A 16,944-nucleotide genomic window follows, 5' to 3' on the forward strand; every position below is an offset into this window, starting at 1 on the left:
CGCGGTCATGCCCGTGAGCCCTCCGGCCACCCCGTGGCTGCGCCGCTTCCACCCCGCCGAACCGGGTGCGGTATGCCTCTTCGTCCTCCCGCACGCCGGCGGCAACGCCTCCTTCTTCCACCCGTTCTCCGCGCGGCTCGCACCCCGGGCCGAGGTGCTGGTCGTGCAGTACCCGGGCCGCCAGGAGCGGTTCCACGAGCCCTGCGTCGAGGACCTGCACGAGCTGGCCGACACGATCGCCGCCGAGCTCACCGGATGGGCCGAGGAGCCGTTCGCCCTGTTCGGGCACAGCATGGGAGCCACGCTCGCCTTCGAGGTGGGCAGCCGGCTGCACGCCGCCGGGGCCCGCCCGAGCGCCCTGTTCGTGTCCGGGCGGCGCGCGCCCTCCGTCCCCGCGCCCGGCTCGGTGCACCTGGCGAGCGACGAGAAGCTGATCGCCGACATGAAGCTGCTGGGCGGCACCGACATCCGGATGCTGGAGAACGCCGAGCTGCTCGCGGCGATCCTGCCCGCCGTGCGCAGCGACTACGTCGCCACCGAGACCTACCGCTACCGGGGCGCGCCCCCGCTCGACTGTCCCGTCACCGCGTTCATCGGGGACGTCGACCCGCGCGTCGACGCCCCCATGGCCCGGGCCTGGGCCACGCACACGACGGAGGAGTTCGCGCTCCACGTGTTCGACGGCGGGCACTTCTTTCTCGTGCCGCATCTCGATGCGATCGTGGAGACCGTCGCGACGGCGCTCGATTCCACGGGCGACCGAAAACTGTTCACCCGGAATTAGCGATTCCGGATTCGCCATGAAGTTCCGAAGCTCTGAAGAGGACCCCGCATGAAATACCGCGTCATCGGCAGCGACCCGGCCACCCGCCGCGAGGTGAGTGTTCTGAGCCTCGGTTCCATGCTCTTCGGAACGGTGACCGACGAAGCGACCTCCTTCGCCATTCTCGACCGTTTCGTCGAGGCGGGCGGCACCTTCATCGACACGTCCAACAACTACGCGTTCTGGGTGAACGGAACGCAGGGCGGGGAAAGCGAGGAACTGCTCGGCCGCTGGATCCGCAGCCGCGGCATCGGCGACGAGATCACCGTCGCCACGAAACTCGGCGCCCGCCCGAACGCCCCGTCGAGCGGTTTCAGCCTCGACGTGGAAGGACTTTCGGCCAAGGCGATCCGGGAATCCGCCGAGCGCAGCAGGGAGCGGCTCGGCATCGAGCGCATCCACCTGCTGTACGCGCACATCATGGACGAGAAGACGCCGCTGGAGGAGACCGTCACCGGCTTCGGCGAGGTCGTCGCCGACGGTGTCGCCGGTCTGCTCGGCGCCAGCAACCACTGGGCCTGGCGGATCGAGGCCGCCCGCAACCTCGCCAAGGCCGCCGGGCTGCCCGGCTACGAGGTCCTCCAGCACCACCACAGCTATCTGCGCCAGCGCGCCGACATCCCCAGCCTGCGCTCGCCCGACGGCAACCAGGGCCTGGTCAGCGCGGACCTGCTCAGCTACGTCCGTGCCAACCCCTCCCTCACCCAGGTCGCCTACTCCCCGCTGCTGTCCGGGGCGTACGTGCGCGACGACAAGCCGCTGGGCCCGGGCTTCGAACACGCGGGCACGCAGCCCCGTCTCCAGGCGGTGCGCGAGGTGGCCGAGGAGACCGGCGCGAGCGTCAACCAGGTCGTACTGTCCTGGCTGATCGGCGGCGACATCCCGATCCTGCCGCTGGTCGGCGCGTCCTCGGTCGAGCAGCTCGACGACAGTCTGGCGGCCGTGGACCTGGAGCTGACCGCGGAGCAGCGCGCGAAGCTCGACGGCGTGAACTGAGACCGCCGCCCGTGCCCTCTCGATCGACGGCGGCCGTCGATCGGGAGGGGCGCTGTCGGTGCCGGAGTGCACCATGAGGGCACGAGCGTCAGCATCGACATCGCGGGGCCGCGGCCGGAGCGGACCGCCGTGGTGCCCTCCGCCGTTACGTCCTGCACCAGCTCGACGTGACGGTGGTGGCCCGCCTGGGCAGCGACTTCCTTGAAGGGGTACTGCGGCAGTCCTCCGACGGCCGGTCAGCCGTGCCCACCCGCCCGCACCAGCCCGGTCTCGTACGCCAGGACCACCACCTGCACCCGGTCCCGCAGCCCCAGCTTGGTCAGGATGCGTCCCACATGGGTCTTGACGGTCGCCTCGGACAGCACCAGCCGGGCCGCGATCTCCCCGTTGGACAGCCCCTGGGCGACCAGCACCATGACCTCGCGCTCGCGCTCGGTGAGCCGCTCCAGCTCCTTGTGCTGGGGCTGTGTGCCGGTGGCGGGCAGCATCGGCGCGAACCGGTCGAGGAGGCGGCGGGTGGTGGAGGGCGCGACCACCGCGTCACCGCTGTGCACGGAGCGGATCGCGGCGAGGAGCTCGCCGGGCGGCACGTCCTTCAGCATGAAGCCGGAGGCCCCCGCCTTCAGCCCGGAGAACGCGTACTCGTCGAGGTCGAAGGTGGTCAGGATCAGCACCTTCGGCGGGTGGGCCTCCGCACAGATCCGCCGGGTCGCCTCCACCCCGTCCAGCTTCGGCATACGGACGTCCATCAGGACGACGTCGACGGCCGTGGAACGCACCACCTGCAGGGCCTCGACGCCGTCGCCCGCCTCCGCCACGACCTCCATGTCCGGCTGGGCGGCGAGCACCATCCGGAACCCGGTGCGCAGCAGCACCTGGTCGTCGACGAGCATCACGCGGATCGTCATCGGGTCCTCTTCCGTGGATCGGTTCACTGTGTCTCTGTGCCCCGGGGCGTGACAGGTGTCAACGAGAGGCGTGCGTAAGCGTCAATGCGCCGGTTTGAGCGGGAGCAGGGCGCTGATGCGGAATCCTCCGCCTGGACGCGGGCCCGCGTCCAGGGTGCCGCCGACCATGCCGACCCGCTCGCGCATCCCGATCAGGCCATGCCCCTGGCCGTCGGCACCGCCCTCCTCGTACAGCTCGTGCGGGGCGCCCTTGCCGTCGTCCTCGACGAGCAGCCCGAGGCCGTCGTCGAAGTAGACCAGCCGTACGCTCGCACCCGCGTTCGGCCCGCCGTGCTTGCGCGTGTTGGTCAGCGCCTCCTGCACGATCCGGTACGCGGTGAGCTCGACGCCGCTGGGCAGCTGCCGCGGGGTGCCCTCGATCTTGAAGTCCACGGGCAGGCCCGAGCCACGGCACTGCTCGACGAGGTCCTCGATCTGCTCGACGTCCGGCTGCGGCACGTACTCGCCGCCCTCCTGATGCTCGCCGGTGCGCAGCACACCCAGCAGGCGGCGCATCTCCGCGAGGGCCTGGCGGCCGGTGGAGGAGATCGTCTCCAGGGCCTTCTTCGCCTGGTCGGGCGCCGCGTCCAGGACGTAGGCGGCACCGTCGGCCTGAACCACCATCACCGACACGTTGTGCGCGACGACGTCGTGCAGCTCACGGGCTATACGGGCGCGCTCGGCGGCGACCGCGACCTTGGCCTGCGCCTCGCGCTCCTTCTCCAGGCGGGCGTTGCGCTCCTCCAACTGCGCGAAGTAGGCGCGGCGGGTGCGTATCGAGTCGCCGAGCACCCAGGCGAGGGCGAACGGCACCGTCTGGAAGATCACGAGCACGACCGCGCCCGCCACGCTCGCGCCATGCTGCGGCCAGCGCGCCTGCGCGAGGGCCGCCGCGCTCAGGCTCATGGCCAGCGCGATCCAGGACGCCCAGCGAACCCCCGTCGCCGCGACCGTGTAGACGATCACCAGCAGGGCGAAGTCGGCGGCCACGACCGAGACGTCCAGCACGAGCTGGGCCAGCCCGACGGCGGCGGCCAGCAGCAGCATCTTCTCGGGCATGCGCCGGCGCAGCGCGATCACCAGGCACAACAGGGCCGCGACGGAGGCCAGCACCGCCGTGGAGTCGGTGCCTCCCCGCTCCTGGCCGGCGGTTCCGGCCGCCGCGGAAATCCCGAACAGGACGAGGGCCCAGAAGGCGTCGACCCCGGTCGGGTGTCTGCGGAGGAAGTCATAGAGGCGCTGCACGTAACCCAGCGTAGGGAAGTGCGGTGCGTGCAGGGGTCAACCGGAGGGCCGATCCGGTCCCGGCGCGCGTACTCCGCAAGGTGGAGACCGTGATCACCTGTACGCCTAGTCTGGCCGGGTGAGGCACGAGATGACGGACTCCGGCGCAGGCTCCCGCGCGGACCGCGGCGAGTGGCGCGGCTGGCGGGCGGCGACCCGGGCGGCGCTGTACGGAACGGGGGGCCCGGGTGGCCGGGGCGGCTTCTACCGGCGCTCCGAGGGCCCGGCCGGGCACTTCCGTACGTCCGTGCACGCGTCCCCCCTCTTCGCCGACGCCGTCGCCCGTCTGCTGTGCCGCGTGGACGAGGCGCTGGGCCGGCCCGAGGAACTCGACTTCGTCGACATGGCCGCCGGACGGGGCGAACTGGTCACCGGTGTGCTCGCGGCGCTCCCCGCCGAGGTGGCCGCCCGCACGCGCGCGTACGCCGTCGAGGTCGCCGACCGCCCCGAAGGCCTCGATCACCGGATCGAGTGGCTGTCCGAGACCCCGAAGGGCATCACCGGGCTGCTGTTCGCCAACGAGTGGCTCGACAACGTGCCCGTCGAGGTGGCCGAGGTCGACTCCGCCGGCGTGCCCCGCCTGGTGCTCGTCCGCGCCGACGGCGCCGAGCGGCTCGGAGAGCCCGTCTCCGGCGCGGAGGCGCAATGGCTGGCGCGATGGTGGCCGCTGCCGGCCGAGGAGGGGCTGCGCGCGGAGATCGGACTGCCCCGGGACACGGCCTGGGCGTCCGCCGTGTCGTCCGTCGCGCGCGGCCTCGCGGTGGCCGTGGACTACGCCCACACGGCGGACGCCCGCCCCCCGTTCGGCACGCTCACCGGCTTCCGGGAGGGCCGTGAGACGGCACCCGTGCCGGACGGTTCGTGCGACATCACGGCGCATGTGGCACTGGACGCCTGCGCGGAGGCGGGGGCGGGGGAGTCAGGGGCGCGCTCCCTGACTCAACGCACCGCGCTGCACGTCCTGGGCCTCACCGGCGCACGCCCCCCGCTCGCGCTCGCCTCCACGGACCCCGCCGCCTACGTCCGCGCCCTGGCGAGCGCCGGCGAGGCCGCCGAGCTGACCGCACCGGGCGGACTGGGCGACTTCGGCTGGCTCCTCCAGCCGGTGGGAATTCCCCACCCACTCGGTTGAGGGCCTACTTGTGAGGACCTGCTTGTGAGGGCCTACTTGTCGATGTCCCCGACCACGAAGAACAGCGACCCCAGGATCGCCACCATGTCCGCGACCAGCGTGCCCGGCAGCAGTTCGGTGAGGGCCTGGATGTTGTTGTAGGAGGCCGAGCGCAGCTTCAGCCGGTACGGCGTCTTCTCGCCCTTGCTGACGAGGTAGTAGCCGTTGATGCCGAGCGGGTTCTCGGTCCACGCGTACGTGTGCCCCTCGGGCGCCTTGAGGACCTTGGGGAGCCGCTGGTTGATCGGCCCCGGCGGCAGCTCGGCGAGGCGGTCCAGGCAGGCGTCCGCGAGGTCGAGCGCGTTGTGGGTCTGCGCCAGGAGGCACTCGAAGCGGGCGAGGCAGTCGCCCTCGGTCCGGGTCACCACCTCAAGGGTGTCCCGCAGCTCCCCGTACGCCAGGTACGGCTCGTCGCGGCGCAGGTCGAAGTCGACGCCCGAGGCGCGCGCGATCGGCCCGCTCACGCCGTACGCGTGCACGGCCTCCGGCGCGAGCCTGCCCACGCCCCGCGTGCGCCCCCGGAAGATCTCGTTGCCGAGGACGAGGTCGTCGAAGACGTCCATGCGCGAGCGCACGGCGGAAACCGCGCCGCGCGCGCGTGCGGCCCATCCGGCCGGCAGGTCCTCCTTGAGGCCGCCGACCCGGTTGAACATGTAGTGCATCCGCCCGCCGGAGACCTCCTCCATGACGTTCTGCAGCACCTCGCGCTCACGGAACGCGTAGAAGACCGGCGTGATGCCGCCCAGCTCCAGCGGATACGAGCCCAGGAACATCAGGTGGTTCAGCACCCGGTTCAGCTCCGCGAGCAGCGTGCGCGTCCACACCGCCCGTTCGGGGACCTCCATGCCGAGCATCCGCTCCACGGCGAGGACCACGCCCAGCTCGTTCGAGAAGGCCGAGAGCCAGTCGTGGCGGTTGGCCAGCATGACGATCTGCCGGTAGTCGCGCGCCTCGAACAGCTTCTCCGCGCCCCGGTGCATATAGCCGATCACCGGCTCGGCGTGCTGGATGCGCTCGCCGTCCAGCACCAGCCGCAGCCGCAGCACGCCGTGCGTGGAGGGGTGCTGGGGGCCGATGTTGAGCACCATGTCGGTGCTCTCCGCCGCACCGCCGATCCCGACCGTGGTCTCCGTCGTGGGAGTCATGGACCCAGTCTCCCCTACGTACGCTGACCACATGGAGACGGGGAGCCCTGGGGGCGCGCGGACGACCGAGGCCGGACCGGAAACGGCCGGGGACGGACCGGAAACGGCCGGCGAGGGACCGGTGTGGACCGGGCTGCCGCCGGGGCTGCTCCGTATGCGGCGGTTGTTGCTGGTGGTGTACCTGGGGCTCGCGGCGGTCGGTCTCGGACTGCTGCTCGGCCTGCTCGCCGGCCCCGCGTGGGCCGCGTTCGCGCTGTTGCCGCTGACCGGGATCGCCTTCGGCTGGGTGCTCCTCGCCCGCAACTGGCACTCCTGGCGCTACGCCGAGCGCGCCGACGACCTGCTGATCAGCCGGGGCGTGCTGTGGCGCGGGGAGACCGTCGTGCCGTACGGGCGCATGCAGCTGGTCGAGGTGACCTCCGGTCCCGTCAAGCGCCACTTCGGCCTCGCCGGCGTCCAGCTGCACACCGCGGCCGCGGCGACCGACGCGACCATCCCGGGCCTGGACCCGGCCGAGGCGGAACGGCTGCGCGACCGTCTCACCGAGCTCGGCGAGGCCCGATCGGCGGGACTGTGACGGCGCCGGGCGTCGACCACGGCGTACTCGAAGCACGCCCGCGGCGGCCCGTGACCGAGCGGCGGCTGCACCCCGTGACGCCGTTCCGGCGGGCGTGGGCGCCGGTCGCGGTGCTCGTCGGCTGGGCGGTGCACGACCCCCACCAGGCACAGGAACAGCTCACCCGGCTGACCACGACGACCCTGCTGATCGCGCTCGCCGCACTGGTCCCGGTCGCGGCCGCGTACGGGTTCCTGAGCTGGTGGTTCACCCACTTCGCGGTGACCGACAACGAGCTGCGCATACGCACCGGCCTGCTGTTCCGGCGCACGGTCCACATCCGGCTCGAACGCATCCAGGCGATCGACGTCACCCAGCCGCTGCTCGCGCGGATCGCGGGTGTCGCGAAACTGCGGCTCGACGTCGTCGGCGCCGACAAGAAGGACGAACTGGCCTTCCTCGGCGAGGACGAGGCACGCGCGCTACGGGCCGAACTGCTCGCGCGGGCGGCCGGTTTCGCGCCCGAGACGGCGCACGAGGTGGGCGAGGCACCGGCGCGCGACCTGCTGCGCGTGCCGGCCCGCGACCTGGCGATCGCCATGGTGCTGACCGGAGCCACCTGGGGCGCCGTCGCCGTCGCCCTCGTCGTTCCGCCCGTTCTGTGGCTGGTCACCCACAGCGTGGTGACGGTCCTCGCGACCGGTCTGCCGCTGCTCGGCGCGGCGGGCGCGCGCAGTGCCGGGCGGTTCGTCGGCGAGTACGACTGGACCGTCGGCGAGTCGCCGGACGGACTGCGCATCGACCGCGGGCTGCTGGACCGCACGCACGAGACGGTGCCGCCGGGGCGGGTGCAGACCGTGCGGATCGTGCAGCCGCTGCTGTGGCGGCGGCGCGGCTGGGTGCGCGTGGAACTGGACGTGGCGGGCTCGGCCAACTCGGTACTCGTGCCGGTGGCCCCGCGCGCGGCCGCCGAGGCCGTCGTCGCGCGCGTGCTGCCCGGGGTGACCGTCCCCGCGGCGGCCGGGCTGTCGCGCCCACCGCGCCGGGCCGGGCGGTGTGTGCCGCTGTGGTGGCGGGGCTACGGGATCGCCGTCACCGACGCGGTGTTCGCCACCCGGCACGGCCTGCTGCACCGGAGCCTCGCGCTGGTGCCGCACGCCAAGGTCCAGAGCGTACGGCTGACGCAGGGGCCCTGGCAGCGCCTCTGGCGCCTCGCGGACGTCCATGTGGACACGGGGGCCGACAAGACCGTCACGGCCCGCCTGAGAGACGTGCAGGAGGCCGAGGAGTTGCTCCGCTCCCAGGCCGAACGCTCCCGGACCGGCCGCCGGGGCGCGACTGCGGACCGCTGGATGGCGTGAGGCCCGCCCGGCGCGATCCGCCGGACGGGCCCTGAGAGGTCGGGAACCGACCGTGGGAACCGGACCGTCGGCCGACGGGACGGTCAGCCGACGGACGGTCAGGAAACCGCGCTGCGCAGTCCCTGGAGGTCGATCACCTCGGTCTCGTCGTGCGCCGTCAGGTCGATCACCTGGCCCACACCGCGCGCCTCCGCGCCCGCCGGCTTGAACTCCGCCTCGGACTCGGCCTTGTGCAGCGCGAGCGCCTCCTGCCCGACGACGTCGGCGAGGTCCTCGTTCTGCACGGCCTCCAGGGCGTCCGACGGCGCCGCGTTCTTCGTACCGAAGAAGTCGAACCCGCCCTCGGCCGCGGGACGCCGTACCGGCTGGGCGGCGGGTACGACGGCCACGGCGGTCGGCACGGTGAAGTGCCCGGAGGGCCGCAGGACGGGGGCGGCGGGTCGGGGGACCAGCGCGGTGGACCCGGCAGCGGGGCTCGCCGCGAGGGGCGCCTCGCCCGGCTCGGCCCTGCGGCCGTCCTGGGCGGCGGCCTCCGCCACTTCCGGAGCGGCCTCCTGCCCCGGCGCCTCGCTCTCCTCGTCGGCCGGGTGAGGGGCGGTCGCGCGCGCGTGCTCGTCGACCGCCTCGGGCTTCCCCTCGGCCTCGTCCTCCTGAGCGGCCTCCGCGGCAGCACCCTCACCGGAGGAAACCGTCGCGGGCTCCTTCTCGGTGGACTCGGCGGAGTCGTCGCTCCGGGGGGCCGGGGCGGCGTCCGGGTCCAGCTTGACCAGCGCCGCCTGCGCCCGCGCGAACAGCCGCGTGCCCTCCGGGGAGAACACCGCCGGCACTTTGGGCGCTTCGGCGACCGACTCGACCGACTCGTCGGTCGCGGTCGCCTCGGTCGTCCTGGTCGTGCCGGAGACCGCGGCCTCCCGCCCCTTCTCCTGCTCCTCCGACACACGCGCGGCGGGCAGCGCGGGCGCGTCCGTCGTCGTCTCCATCTCCAGCAGCCGGCGGCCCTCCAGGGCGCTCGCCCGCTCGGTCTCCGCCGTGGCGTAGCGGCGCAGCAGCGCGGCGTGCTCGTTGCGCAGGCCGGCCAGCTCGGCGCGCTTGGCGCGCAGCCGCTGCTCGAGCTTGGCGCGCAGCTCACGCGACTCGTCGAGGTCGGTCTCGAGTTCGGCGACGCGTTCCTCGAAGCGCCATTCATCGCTCGCACGCGCGCGCGTGAGGTCGGCGACCTGTTTGCCGGCCTGCATGTCCCAGCGGCGCAGGACGGCCGCCCCGACGACCGCGGTGGCCGCCGCGACCGCGGCGACGACACGCAGCACGCCGGTATCCGAGAACACCCAGGGACCGAAGGCACAGCTGAGGGAGACGCCTGCGATCGCCGAGGGAGGCAGCAGCCTGTGCAAAGGCGGGGAATGGCGGTGACGTCCACGTGGCATGGCCAGAAACTTACCGCGCGTAGGCGAATGTTGGCGCACCGCCCCGTAAAAACACAGCCATACCGAAGATTTCACAGCACAGGTCTTCTCAGGCGGTCGAGAAACAAGATCAATTACTCAGGCGCCCGCTGATCCACTGCAGGGTGGGCGGGATCTCCCGTCGCCAGGTGTTGAAGTTGTGCCCGCCGCTTTCGAGGATGATCGACGAGATCCCGGTCGTGTTCGTGGCCTTCGCCAGGTCTATGAACTTCAGCGTGGCCCTGTAGTTGGATTCTCCAACTTTGCTGCTCGTGACGAGCAGGGAAGTGTCGGGGGCGGAACGATTCTTCAGATACCAGTGCAGATCGGCCTCCAGGCGCAGGGTGTCGTTCCCGTGGAAGAGGTCGCCGGTGGTCGGATCCGTCGGCGCCTTGTAGTACGCCGACAGGCCCGCGCCCGCCGCGTACACCTCCGGGTGGTGCATCGCGAGTTTCAGCGCGCAGTAACCGCCCGTGGAGTCCCCGATCACGCCCCAGCTCCCCGGCTTCTTCCCCACCCTGTAGTGGGCCGTGACGGCGTCCGGCAGATCCTTGGCGAAGAACGACTCGGTCTGCGGTCCGCCCGGGATGTCCACGCACTCCGTGTCCCGCGGCGGTGCCACCGTCGGCCGCAGCATCACCAGGATCATCGGCTGCATCCGCCCGTCCCTGGCGAGCTGCCGCGCGGTGCGCGGGTAGTGCAGCTTGTCGACGAGCGCCTCCGCCGTACCGGGGTAGCCCGTGAGCACGACCGCCGCGGGGAACGTCCGCGTGCGGTTCTCGGGGTCGAAGTACTCCGGCGGCAGGTACACGTACGCGGGCGTGGCGATGTGCGTCGTAGCGCCGTCGAGGACCACCTTCTCGATCTGCCCCCCGTACCGCGGCCGTCCGCCGCCGTCCACCCGCCGGGTGTCGACGACCCGCAGCGGCCCCGCCGGGGCGCCGTTCGCCGTGTGGTCGACGACCACACCCTGCTCCGTCTCCCGGCCGAACAGGTCCGCCCAGCTGGCGTAGAACCCGAAGGCCTGGTTGGCGGAGAGTCCCACCGACAAGAAGAGTGCCAACTGTGTGGACAGCAGCAGGCCGACCCGCCCGCCGACGGCCCGCCAGGTTCGCCGGGACAGACGCGGCCACAGCCACACCGTGCCGACGAACAGCAGTAAGGCGAACAACACTGACAGCGACAGCACTGTGGTGCTCGTGAGACCCATGCGGTGGTTTCCTGCCTGCTCTCCGTCCGGGCGCATGCCCGTTCCCCCCGGCTCCTTCGCGAGGGCTTGTCCCGGACTTTCCCTGGCCTTTTCAGCGGCTTTGAAGAGACGAGTGAACCTCTCCCCCCGAGACACCGTCCTAGAGGGCGCAATGTCGCCGGATGCCCGAATCGGGCCCGGATCCAAGGTCTCTCGCGGAACAACGGGATGCGATGTCTGTCAGGGAAGATGAGGAAATGTCGGGCGGGGTTCCCAACCGATCAAGCCGGGTGCTGCGGATAGTGCGAGGTCCGCGCCCCGAGGCCGTACCCGCGCTCGTCGGCAGAGCCTGTGCCCTCGTGGGCCTGCTCGACGTCGCCGCGGGCATCTTCCCGCGGTTCCGGCAGAGCCGTATGCACACCCTCGCCGAGGTGCTGCCCGGCTCGTTCGGCCCGTTCGCGGCCGCGCTCTCGCTCAGCGCCGGCGTCCTGCTGCTCCTGCTCGCCCACGGCCTCAAGCGCTCCAAGCGGCGCGCCTGGCGGGCCGCGGTGGTGCTGCTCCCGGCGGGCGCGGTCGCGCAGTTCGTGTACCGCCACTCGATCGTGGGCGCGCTCATCTCGCTCGCGCTCCTGGTGCCGCTGGTGCTCCACCGCGACCAGTTCGCGGCGCTGCCCGACCCGCGCAGCCGCTGGCGCGCGCTCGCCAACTTCGTCCTCATGGGCGCCGGTTCCCTCGTCCTCGGGCTGGTCATCGTCAGCGTCCACCCGCGGCGCATGATCGGCGACCCGAGCCTGGCCGATCGCATTACGCACGTCCTGTACGGCCTCCTCGGCTTCGAGGGCCCGGTCGACTACCAGGGCAGCACCTCCTGGACCGTCGCCTTCTCCCTGGGCGCCCTCGGCTGGATCACCGCGGTCACGACCATCTACCTCGCCTTCCGGCCCGAACACCCGGCCGCCCGCCTCACCGAGGAGGACGAGGCACGCCTGCGTGCCCTGCTGGACAAGCACGGCGGACGCGACTCCCTCGGCCACTTCGCGCTGCGCCGCGACAAGGCCGTCGTCTTCTCCCCCAGCGGCAAGGCAGCGGTGACCTACCGCGTCGTCTCCGGCGTGATGCTGGCCAGCGGCGACCCCATCGGCGACGTCGAGGCCTGGCCCGGCGCCATCGAACGCTTCATGGACGAGGCCAAGGCCCACTCCTGGACGCCCGCCGTCATGGGCTGCTCGGAGACCGGCGGCGAGGTCTGGACCCGCGAGACCGGCCTCGACGCCCTCGAACTGGGCGACGAGGCGGTGGTGGACGTCGCGGATTTCTCGCTCTCCGGCCGCGCGATGCGCAACGTGCGTCAGATGGTCAAGCGCATCGAGCGCGCCGGTTACGAAACCCGGGTACGTCGTGTCCGTGACCTCGGCGAGGCCGAACTGGAACGCATCCGGCGCGCCGCGGAGGACTGGCGCGGCACCGACACCGAGCGCGGATTCTCCATGGCGCTGGGCCGCGTGGGCGACCCCGCCGACGGCGACTGCCTCATCGCCACCGCCCACAAGGCCGACGAGGTGCCGGGCGCGTACGGCGACCTGAAGGCCATCCTGCACTTCGTGCCCTGGGGCACCGACGGCGCCTCCCTGGACCTCATGCGCCGCGACCGCTCGGCCGACCCGGGCATGAACGAGCTGCTGATCGTCGCCGCCCTCCAGGCGGCCCCGAAGTTCGGCATCACGCGCGTGTCGCTGAACTTCGCGATGTTCCGCTCCGCGCTGGCCCGCGGCGAGAAGATCGGTGCGGGACCGGTGCTGCGCGCCTGGCGCGGACTGCTCGTCTTCCTCTCGCGCTGGTTCCAGATCGAGTCGCTCTACAAGTTCAACGCCAAGTTCCAGCCGCGCTGGGAGCCCCGCTTCGTCGTCTACCGGGCCTCCGGCGACCTGCCCCGCATCGGCTTCGCCGCCATGCAGGCCGAGGGCTTCGTCGACCTCGCCCTCCCCCTGCCGGGCTTCCTGCGCCGCCGCTCCAGGCCGGCCCGCGCGTGTGCCCACACGCTGACGGAGCGACAGGACGTACGAGCCGCGTAGAGCCTGACGCGACGGTGGCGTCGCCGGCCGGACGCCACTGTCGCGACACGCTCCGGCCGCGGACCCCTCCCGGACCGGCCCGCACCGCAGGCCCCGCCCAGCCCCGGGGGCTTGCGGCCCCGGGCCGCCCCGCGTCCCGGCACCCTCCTGGGCCTACGCTGAACGTATGAGCAAGCAGAGCGGACGCGGGCGCGTCGCCGGCCTTCCGGAATGGGACCGCTGCGCGGTCATGGGAGTCGTCAATGTGACGCCCGACTCCTTCTCCGACGGCGGCCGCTGGTTCGACACGACGGCCGCCGTCAAACACGGCCTCCAGCTCGTCGCCGAGGGCGCCGACCTCGTCGACGTCGGCGGTGAGTCGACCCGCCCCGGCGCCACCCGCGTCGACGAGGCCGAGGAACTCCGCCGGGTCATCCCCGTCGTCCGCGGCCTCGCCTCCGAGGGCGTCGTCGTCTCCGTCGACACGATGCGCGCCTGCGTCGCCGCCCAGGCCCTCGCCGCCGGCGCCGCCCTCGTCAACGACGTCAGCGGCGGCCTCGCCGACCCCGAGATGATCCCCGTCGTGGCGGACACGGGCGCCCCCTTCGTCGTCATGCACTGGCGCGGCTTCCTGGAGGGCGGCAACGTCAAGGGCGTCTACGACGACGTCGTCCGGGAAGTCGTCGACGAACTCCACGCGCGCGTGGAAGCCGTTCTCGCGGGCGGCGTCTCCGCCGACCGCATCGTCGTCGACCCCGGCCTCGGCTTCTCCAAGGGGGCCGACCACGACCTCTCCCTGCTCGCCCACCTCGACCGGCTGCACACCCTGGGACACCCGCTGCTCGTCGCCGCCTCCCGCAAGCGGTTCCTGGGCCGTGTCCTGGCCGGCCCCGAGGGCGCGCCCCCGCCCGCGCGTGAGCGCGACGCCGCCACGGCCGCCGTCTCCGCGCTCGCGGCGCACACCGGCGCATGGGCGGTGCGCGTGCACGAGGTGCGCGCTACGGCGGACGCGGTACGGGTCGCGCGCGCCGTGGAAGGGGCGCGCGCGGAAACCGGAGAGAGCGCCCGCGCCGGAGAAGGAGCCCGGTGAGCGCCCCCCACACCGATGTCGAGCAGGTCGAGGCCGCCAACACCGCCTTCTACGAGGCACTGGAACAGGGCGACTTCGAGGGTGTGTCCTCGCTCTGGCTCACCCCGTCCGACCTGGGCGTCGACGAGGAGTACCACGATCCGGCCGACACCGGCGTGATCTCCTGCGTGCACCCCGGCTGGCCGGTGCTCACCGGACGCGGCGAGGTCCTGCGCTCCTACGCGCTGATCATGGCGAACACCGACTACATCCAGTTCTTCCTGACCGATGTGCACGTCTCCGTCACCGGCGACACCGCCCTGGTCACCTGCACGGAGAACATCCTCAGCGGCGGCCCCGCCCCACGCGCCGGCGAGGAGCTCGGGCCGCTCGTGGGCCAGCTGGTGGTCGCCACGAACGTGTTCCGCCGCACCTCCGACGGCTGGAAGCTGTGGTCGCACCACGCCTCCCCCGTCCTGGCCGAGACCGGCGAGGAGGGGACCGAGGAGGAGGAGGACACCCCCTCCTGATCGCGGGCGTCCCCCTCCCGCCCCAAGAAGTGGTTGGAATCACGAACCCGTGGGTAGGGGCGGCTACCAGCCCGTGAGCCGCCGGGTTCCCCTGGGCAAACGCCGGGTGAAAAATCCGGCTCGGACCGGGGCCACGGCGCCCGCGGCCCGGGCCTGTCAGGGCTCGCGGGTAGATTCATTCGAGGCCGGGGTGCCGCCCGCACTCGGTACGGACCGGCCGCCGCAACCGACGATTGCAGGAGTGATTCGCGTGGATCGTGTCGCGCTGCGCGGCCTGAAGGCCCGCGGTTACCACGGTGTGTTCCCCGAGGAACGGGCAGAGGGCCAGACCTTCGTCGTGGACCTCGTCCTCGGCCTGGACACCCGGCCGGCCGCCGCCGACGACGATCTGGCGAAGACCGTGCACTACGGCATCGTGGCGGAGGAGGTCGTGGCCGTGGTGGGGGGCGAGCCGGTGAACCTCATCGAGACGCTCGCCGAGCGCATCGCCCAGGCCTGTCTGAAGCACGAGGGGGTACAAGAGGTCGAGGTCGTGGTCCACAAGCCGGACGCGCCGATCACCGTCCCCTTCGACGACGTGACCGTCACCATCACCCGGAGCCGAGTATGACCGCGTCCTTCACCGAGGGTCACAGCGACCCGATCGTACAGCCGGTACCCGCCTCCGTCGTGCAGCAGGTGGACGCCGCCGACACGACCCTCCACAACCCGAAACGCGCGGTGATCTCCCTCGGCGCGAACCTCGGCAACCGCCTGGAGACCCTCCAGGGGGCCATCGACGCCCTGGAGGACACCCCGGGCGTCCGCATCAAGGCCGTCTCCCCCGTGTACGAGACGGAGCCGTGGGGCGTCGAGCCCGGCAGCCAGCCCTCGTACTTCAACGCGGTCGTCGTCCTCAAGACGACCCTGCCCCCGTCCTCGCTCCTGGAGCGCGCCCACGCGGTCGAGGAGGCCTTCCACCGCGTCCGGGACGAGCGCTGGGGGGCCCGCACCCTCGACGTCGACATCGTGGCGTACGCAGACGTCATCGACGACGACCCACATCTCACCCTCCCCCACCCCCGCGCCCACGAACGCGCCTTCGTCCTCGCGCCCTGGCACGACGTGGAACCCGAGGCCCAGCTGCCCGGCCGCGGCCCGGTCGCCGAACTCCTCGACACGGTCACCCGTGAGGGTGTGGTGCCCCGCAAGGACCTGGAACTCCACCTGCCCGAGTAGTCGTTAAGGTCAAGACGACCACTGTCCGCGGGAGGACCTGCGGAACCCGGGGGAGCTGAAGGGACACCGTGAGAGAGCTGCGTATCAGGGTGCTGGCCGGCGTGTTCATCGTGGCCGGCGTCCTGTCCTGGGCGGGCGCCCGCCTCTGGAACTCGATCGGGACACTTCCCAGCGTCCCCCTGGCCGCCCCCATCGTCCTGGCCGTGATCGCCGTGATCCTGCTGGCCACGGCACTCTCCCTGCGCGCCCGCCTCAAGGCCCAGCGCGAGCGCCGCCCCGAGGCCAAGGGCGTGGACCCCCTCATGGCCGCCCGCGCGGTCGTCTTCGGCCAGGCCAGCGCCCTGGTCGCCGCCCTGGTCGCCGGCATGTACGGCGGCGCCGGCGTCTTCCTCCTGGAATCCCTCGACATCCCCGCCCGCCGCGACCAGGCCATCTACGCCGGCTTCTCGGTCCTGGCAGGCATCGGGGTCATAGCAGCGGCTCTCTTCCTGGAGCGCGTCTGCAAGCTCCCGGAGGACGACGACCACGACAAGGGAGCCACCTCACCGGCGTGACTCAGCGCGCCAGTATCAGGCTCATCGCCTCGGCGCGGGTCGTGGCGTCGCGAAGCTGACCTCGCACCGCCGAGGTGGTCGTCTTGGCACCGGGCTTGCGAATCCCCCGCACCGACATGCACATGTGCTCGGCCTCGATGACGACGATCACGCCCCGGGCCTCGAGGATGCGCATGAGGGAGTCGGCGACCTGAGTGGTGAGCCGTTCCTGCACCTGCAGACGGCGGGCGAACACCTCGACCAACCGCGCGAGCTTCGAGAGCCCGGTGATCTTGCCACTGTCCGCCGGGATGTACCCGACGTGGGCCACCCCGTGGAACGGCAACATGTGATGCTCGCACAACGACACGATTTCGATGTCCTTGACGAGGACCATCTCGTCGTGGCCGAGATCGAACGTCGTCGTCAGGACATCCTCGGGCACCTGCGTATGCCCCGCCAGAAGCTCCCGATACGCCCGCGCCACCCGTGCCGGGGTCTCCCTCAGTCCCTCACGGTCCGGGTCCTCGCCGACCGCCAGGAGCAGTTCGCGTACGGCGTTCTCGGCACGCTTCTCGTCGAACTCGCCGATGATGCCCTCGCCGTCCAGCGTCACGGGGTCGGTCATG

Annotated in this window: 17 protein-coding genes; 11 read left to right on the plus strand and 6 right to left on the minus strand. The window is 72.1% G+C overall.

The annotated features are described in order from the left end of the window. Positions 1 to 7: 7 nt before the first annotated feature. On the plus strand, positions 8 to 784 hold the full coding sequence (locus tag ACIBVL_RS10300) for a thioesterase II family protein (protein WP_399095057.1): 777 nt from the start codon (positions 8 to 10) through the stop codon (positions 782 to 784). 48 nt (positions 785 to 832) lie between these two features. Next, complete coding sequence (locus ACIBVL_RS10305) at positions 833 to 1,819, plus strand: aldo/keto reductase (protein WP_399095060.1); 987 nt, start codon at positions 833 to 835, stop codon at positions 1,817 to 1,819. 236 nt (positions 1,820 to 2,055) lie between these two features. Here the strand turns inward: ACIBVL_RS10305 and ACIBVL_RS10310 are convergent, their stop codons facing one another. Both ACIBVL_RS10310 and ACIBVL_RS10315 read right to left on the minus strand, forming a co-directional pair. Next, positions 2,056 to 2,727 carry a response regulator gene (locus tag ACIBVL_RS10310; RefSeq protein WP_399095063.1) on the minus strand — a complete coding sequence of 224 codons (672 nt, stop codon included), beginning with the start codon at positions 2,725 to 2,727 and terminating at the stop codon, positions 2,056 to 2,058. A gap of 81 nt (positions 2,728 to 2,808) precedes the next feature. Continuing rightward, positions 2,809 to 4,011: a sensor histidine kinase gene (locus tag ACIBVL_RS10315; protein ID WP_399095066.1), complete on the minus strand. Its 1,203-nt coding sequence runs from the start codon at positions 4,009 to 4,011 to the stop codon at positions 2,809 to 2,811. Positions 4,012 to 4,141: 130 nt separating this feature from the next. Between ACIBVL_RS10315 and ACIBVL_RS10320 the strand changes: the two genes are divergently transcribed. Beyond that, positions 4,142 to 5,182, plus strand: a complete 1,041-nt coding sequence (locus tag ACIBVL_RS10320) for an SAM-dependent methyltransferase (RefSeq protein ID WP_399097165.1) — start codon at positions 4,142 to 4,144, stop codon at positions 5,180 to 5,182. A 32-nt stretch (positions 5,183 to 5,214) separates the two neighbouring features. Here the strand turns inward: ACIBVL_RS10320 and ACIBVL_RS10325 are convergent, their stop codons facing one another. Further along, complete coding sequence (locus tag ACIBVL_RS10325) at positions 5,215 to 6,366, minus strand: NADH-quinone oxidoreductase subunit D (RefSeq protein WP_399095069.1); 1,152 nt, start codon at positions 6,364 to 6,366, stop codon at positions 5,215 to 5,217. A 31-nt stretch (positions 6,367 to 6,397) separates the two neighbouring features. Here ACIBVL_RS10325 and ACIBVL_RS10330 point away from each other — a divergent pair, with 31 nt between their 5' ends. Together ACIBVL_RS10330 and ACIBVL_RS10335 are read left to right on the plus strand one after the other, a co-directional pair. Further along, positions 6,398 to 6,943, plus strand: coding sequence for a PH domain-containing protein (locus tag ACIBVL_RS10330; protein WP_399095072.1), 546 nt, complete (start codon positions 6,398 to 6,400; stop codon positions 6,941 to 6,943). Further along, positions 6,940 to 8,283 (plus strand): PH domain-containing protein, encoded by a 1,344-nt coding sequence (locus tag ACIBVL_RS10335; RefSeq protein ID WP_399095075.1) that lies wholly within the window; start codon positions 6,940 to 6,942, stop codon positions 8,281 to 8,283. Before ACIBVL_RS10330 ends, ACIBVL_RS10335 begins: the two co-directional genes overlap by 4 nt. A gap of 98 nt (positions 8,284 to 8,381) precedes the next feature. Here ACIBVL_RS10335 and ACIBVL_RS10340 read toward each other — a convergent pair whose 3' ends face one another. Continuing rightward, the gene (locus tag ACIBVL_RS10340; RefSeq protein ID WP_399095078.1) at positions 8,382 to 9,707 is read right to left on the minus strand and encodes a hypothetical protein; all 1,326 of its coding nucleotides are present in this window, start codon (positions 9,705 to 9,707) and stop codon (positions 8,382 to 8,384) included. Between the two features lie 109 nt (positions 9,708 to 9,816). Then, positions 9,817 to 10,935, minus strand: a complete 1,119-nt coding sequence (locus ACIBVL_RS10345; protein ID WP_399095081.1) for an alpha/beta hydrolase — start codon at positions 10,933 to 10,935, stop codon at positions 9,817 to 9,819. 236 nt (positions 10,936 to 11,171) lie between these two features. On the opposite strand from ACIBVL_RS10345, the gene ACIBVL_RS10350 reads away from it, so the two are divergent. The 6 genes from ACIBVL_RS10350 (at position 11,172) to ACIBVL_RS10375 (ending at position 16,336) form a co-directional block, all read left to right on the plus strand. After that, complete coding sequence (locus ACIBVL_RS10350) at positions 11,172 to 12,986, plus strand: phosphatidylglycerol lysyltransferase domain-containing protein (RefSeq protein ID WP_399095084.1); 1,815 nt, start codon at positions 11,172 to 11,174, stop codon at positions 12,984 to 12,986. 166 nt (positions 12,987 to 13,152) lie between these two features. Next, positions 13,153 to 14,055, plus strand: a complete 903-nt coding sequence (gene folP, locus ACIBVL_RS10355) for a dihydropteroate synthase (RefSeq protein WP_399095087.1) — start codon at positions 13,153 to 13,155, stop codon at positions 14,053 to 14,055. Beyond that, positions 14,052 to 14,564 (plus strand): nuclear transport factor 2 family protein, encoded by a 513-nt coding sequence (locus ACIBVL_RS10360; RefSeq protein ID WP_399095090.1) that lies wholly within the window; start codon positions 14,052 to 14,054, stop codon positions 14,562 to 14,564. Before folP ends, ACIBVL_RS10360 begins: the two co-directional genes overlap by 4 nt. Before the next feature lie 250 nt (positions 14,565 to 14,814). Continuing rightward, positions 14,815 to 15,174, plus strand: coding sequence for a dihydroneopterin aldolase (gene folB / locus ACIBVL_RS10365; protein WP_399095093.1), 360 nt, complete (start codon positions 14,815 to 14,817; stop codon positions 15,172 to 15,174). Further along, positions 15,171 to 15,782, plus strand: coding sequence for a 2-amino-4-hydroxy-6-hydroxymethyldihydropteridine diphosphokinase (gene folK, locus ACIBVL_RS10370; protein ID WP_399095096.1), 612 nt, complete (start codon positions 15,171 to 15,173; stop codon positions 15,780 to 15,782). The genes folB and folK overlap by 4 nt, the downstream gene beginning before the upstream one ends. Positions 15,783 to 15,850: 68 nt before the next feature. Continuing rightward, positions 15,851 to 16,336, plus strand: coding sequence for a DUF3180 domain-containing protein (locus tag ACIBVL_RS10375; protein WP_399095099.1), 486 nt, complete (start codon positions 15,851 to 15,853; stop codon positions 16,334 to 16,336). Position 16,337: 1 nt separating this feature from the next. Here ACIBVL_RS10375 and folE read toward each other — a convergent pair whose 3' ends face one another. Beyond that, positions 16,338 to 16,943: a GTP cyclohydrolase I FolE gene (gene folE, locus ACIBVL_RS10380; protein ID WP_399095102.1), complete on the minus strand. Its 606-nt coding sequence runs from the start codon at positions 16,941 to 16,943 to the stop codon at positions 16,338 to 16,340. Position 16,944 lies beyond the last annotated feature (1 nt).

Origin of the sequence: Streptomyces sp. NPDC049687, assembly GCF_044465285.1 — a bacterium.
Lineage (GTDB): Bacteria > Actinomycetota > Actinomycetes > Streptomycetales > Streptomycetaceae > Streptomyces.

What these genes read in the sequence shown, in the direction of transcription:
- folK (WP_399095096.1), top strand. Translation starts at nt 15,171, where the DNA reads ATGACCGCGTCCTTCACCGAGGGTCACAGCGACCCGATCGTACAGCCG.
- ACIBVL_RS10345 (WP_399095081.1), bottom strand. Translation starts at nt 10,935, where the DNA reads ATGGGTCTCACGAGCACCACAGTGCTGTCGCTGTCAGTGTTGTTCGCC.
- ACIBVL_RS10310 (WP_399095063.1), bottom strand. Translation starts at nt 2,727, where the DNA reads ATGACGATCCGCGTGATGCTCGTCGACGACCAGGTGCTGCTGCGCACC.
- ACIBVL_RS10330 (WP_399095072.1), top strand. Translation starts at nt 6,398, where the DNA reads ATGGAGACGGGGAGCCCTGGGGGCGCGCGGACGACCGAGGCCGGACCG.
- folP (WP_399095087.1), top strand. Translation starts at nt 13,153, where the DNA reads ATGAGCAAGCAGAGCGGACGCGGGCGCGTCGCCGGCCTTCCGGAATGG.
- ACIBVL_RS10340 (WP_399095078.1), bottom strand. Translation starts at nt 9,707, where the DNA reads ATGCCACGTGGACGTCACCGCCATTCCCCGCCTTTGCACAGGCTGCTG.
- ACIBVL_RS10300 (WP_399095057.1), top strand. Translation starts at nt 8, where the DNA reads ATGCCCGTGAGCCCTCCGGCCACCCCGTGGCTGCGCCGCTTCCACCCC.
- ACIBVL_RS10350 (WP_399095084.1), top strand. Translation starts at nt 11,172, where the DNA reads ATGTCGGGCGGGGTTCCCAACCGATCAAGCCGGGTGCTGCGGATAGTG.
- ACIBVL_RS10305 (WP_399095060.1), top strand. Translation starts at nt 833, where the DNA reads ATGAAATACCGCGTCATCGGCAGCGACCCGGCCACCCGCCGCGAGGTG.
- ACIBVL_RS10325 (WP_399095069.1), bottom strand. Translation starts at nt 6,366, where the DNA reads ATGACTCCCACGACGGAGACCACGGTCGGGATCGGCGGTGCGGCGGAG.
- ACIBVL_RS10320 (WP_399097165.1), top strand. Translation starts at nt 4,142, where the DNA reads ATGACGGACTCCGGCGCAGGCTCCCGCGCGGACCGCGGCGAGTGGCGC.
- folE (WP_399095102.1), bottom strand. Translation starts at nt 16,943, where the DNA reads ATGACCGACCCCGTGACGCTGGACGGCGAGGGCATCATCGGCGAGTTC.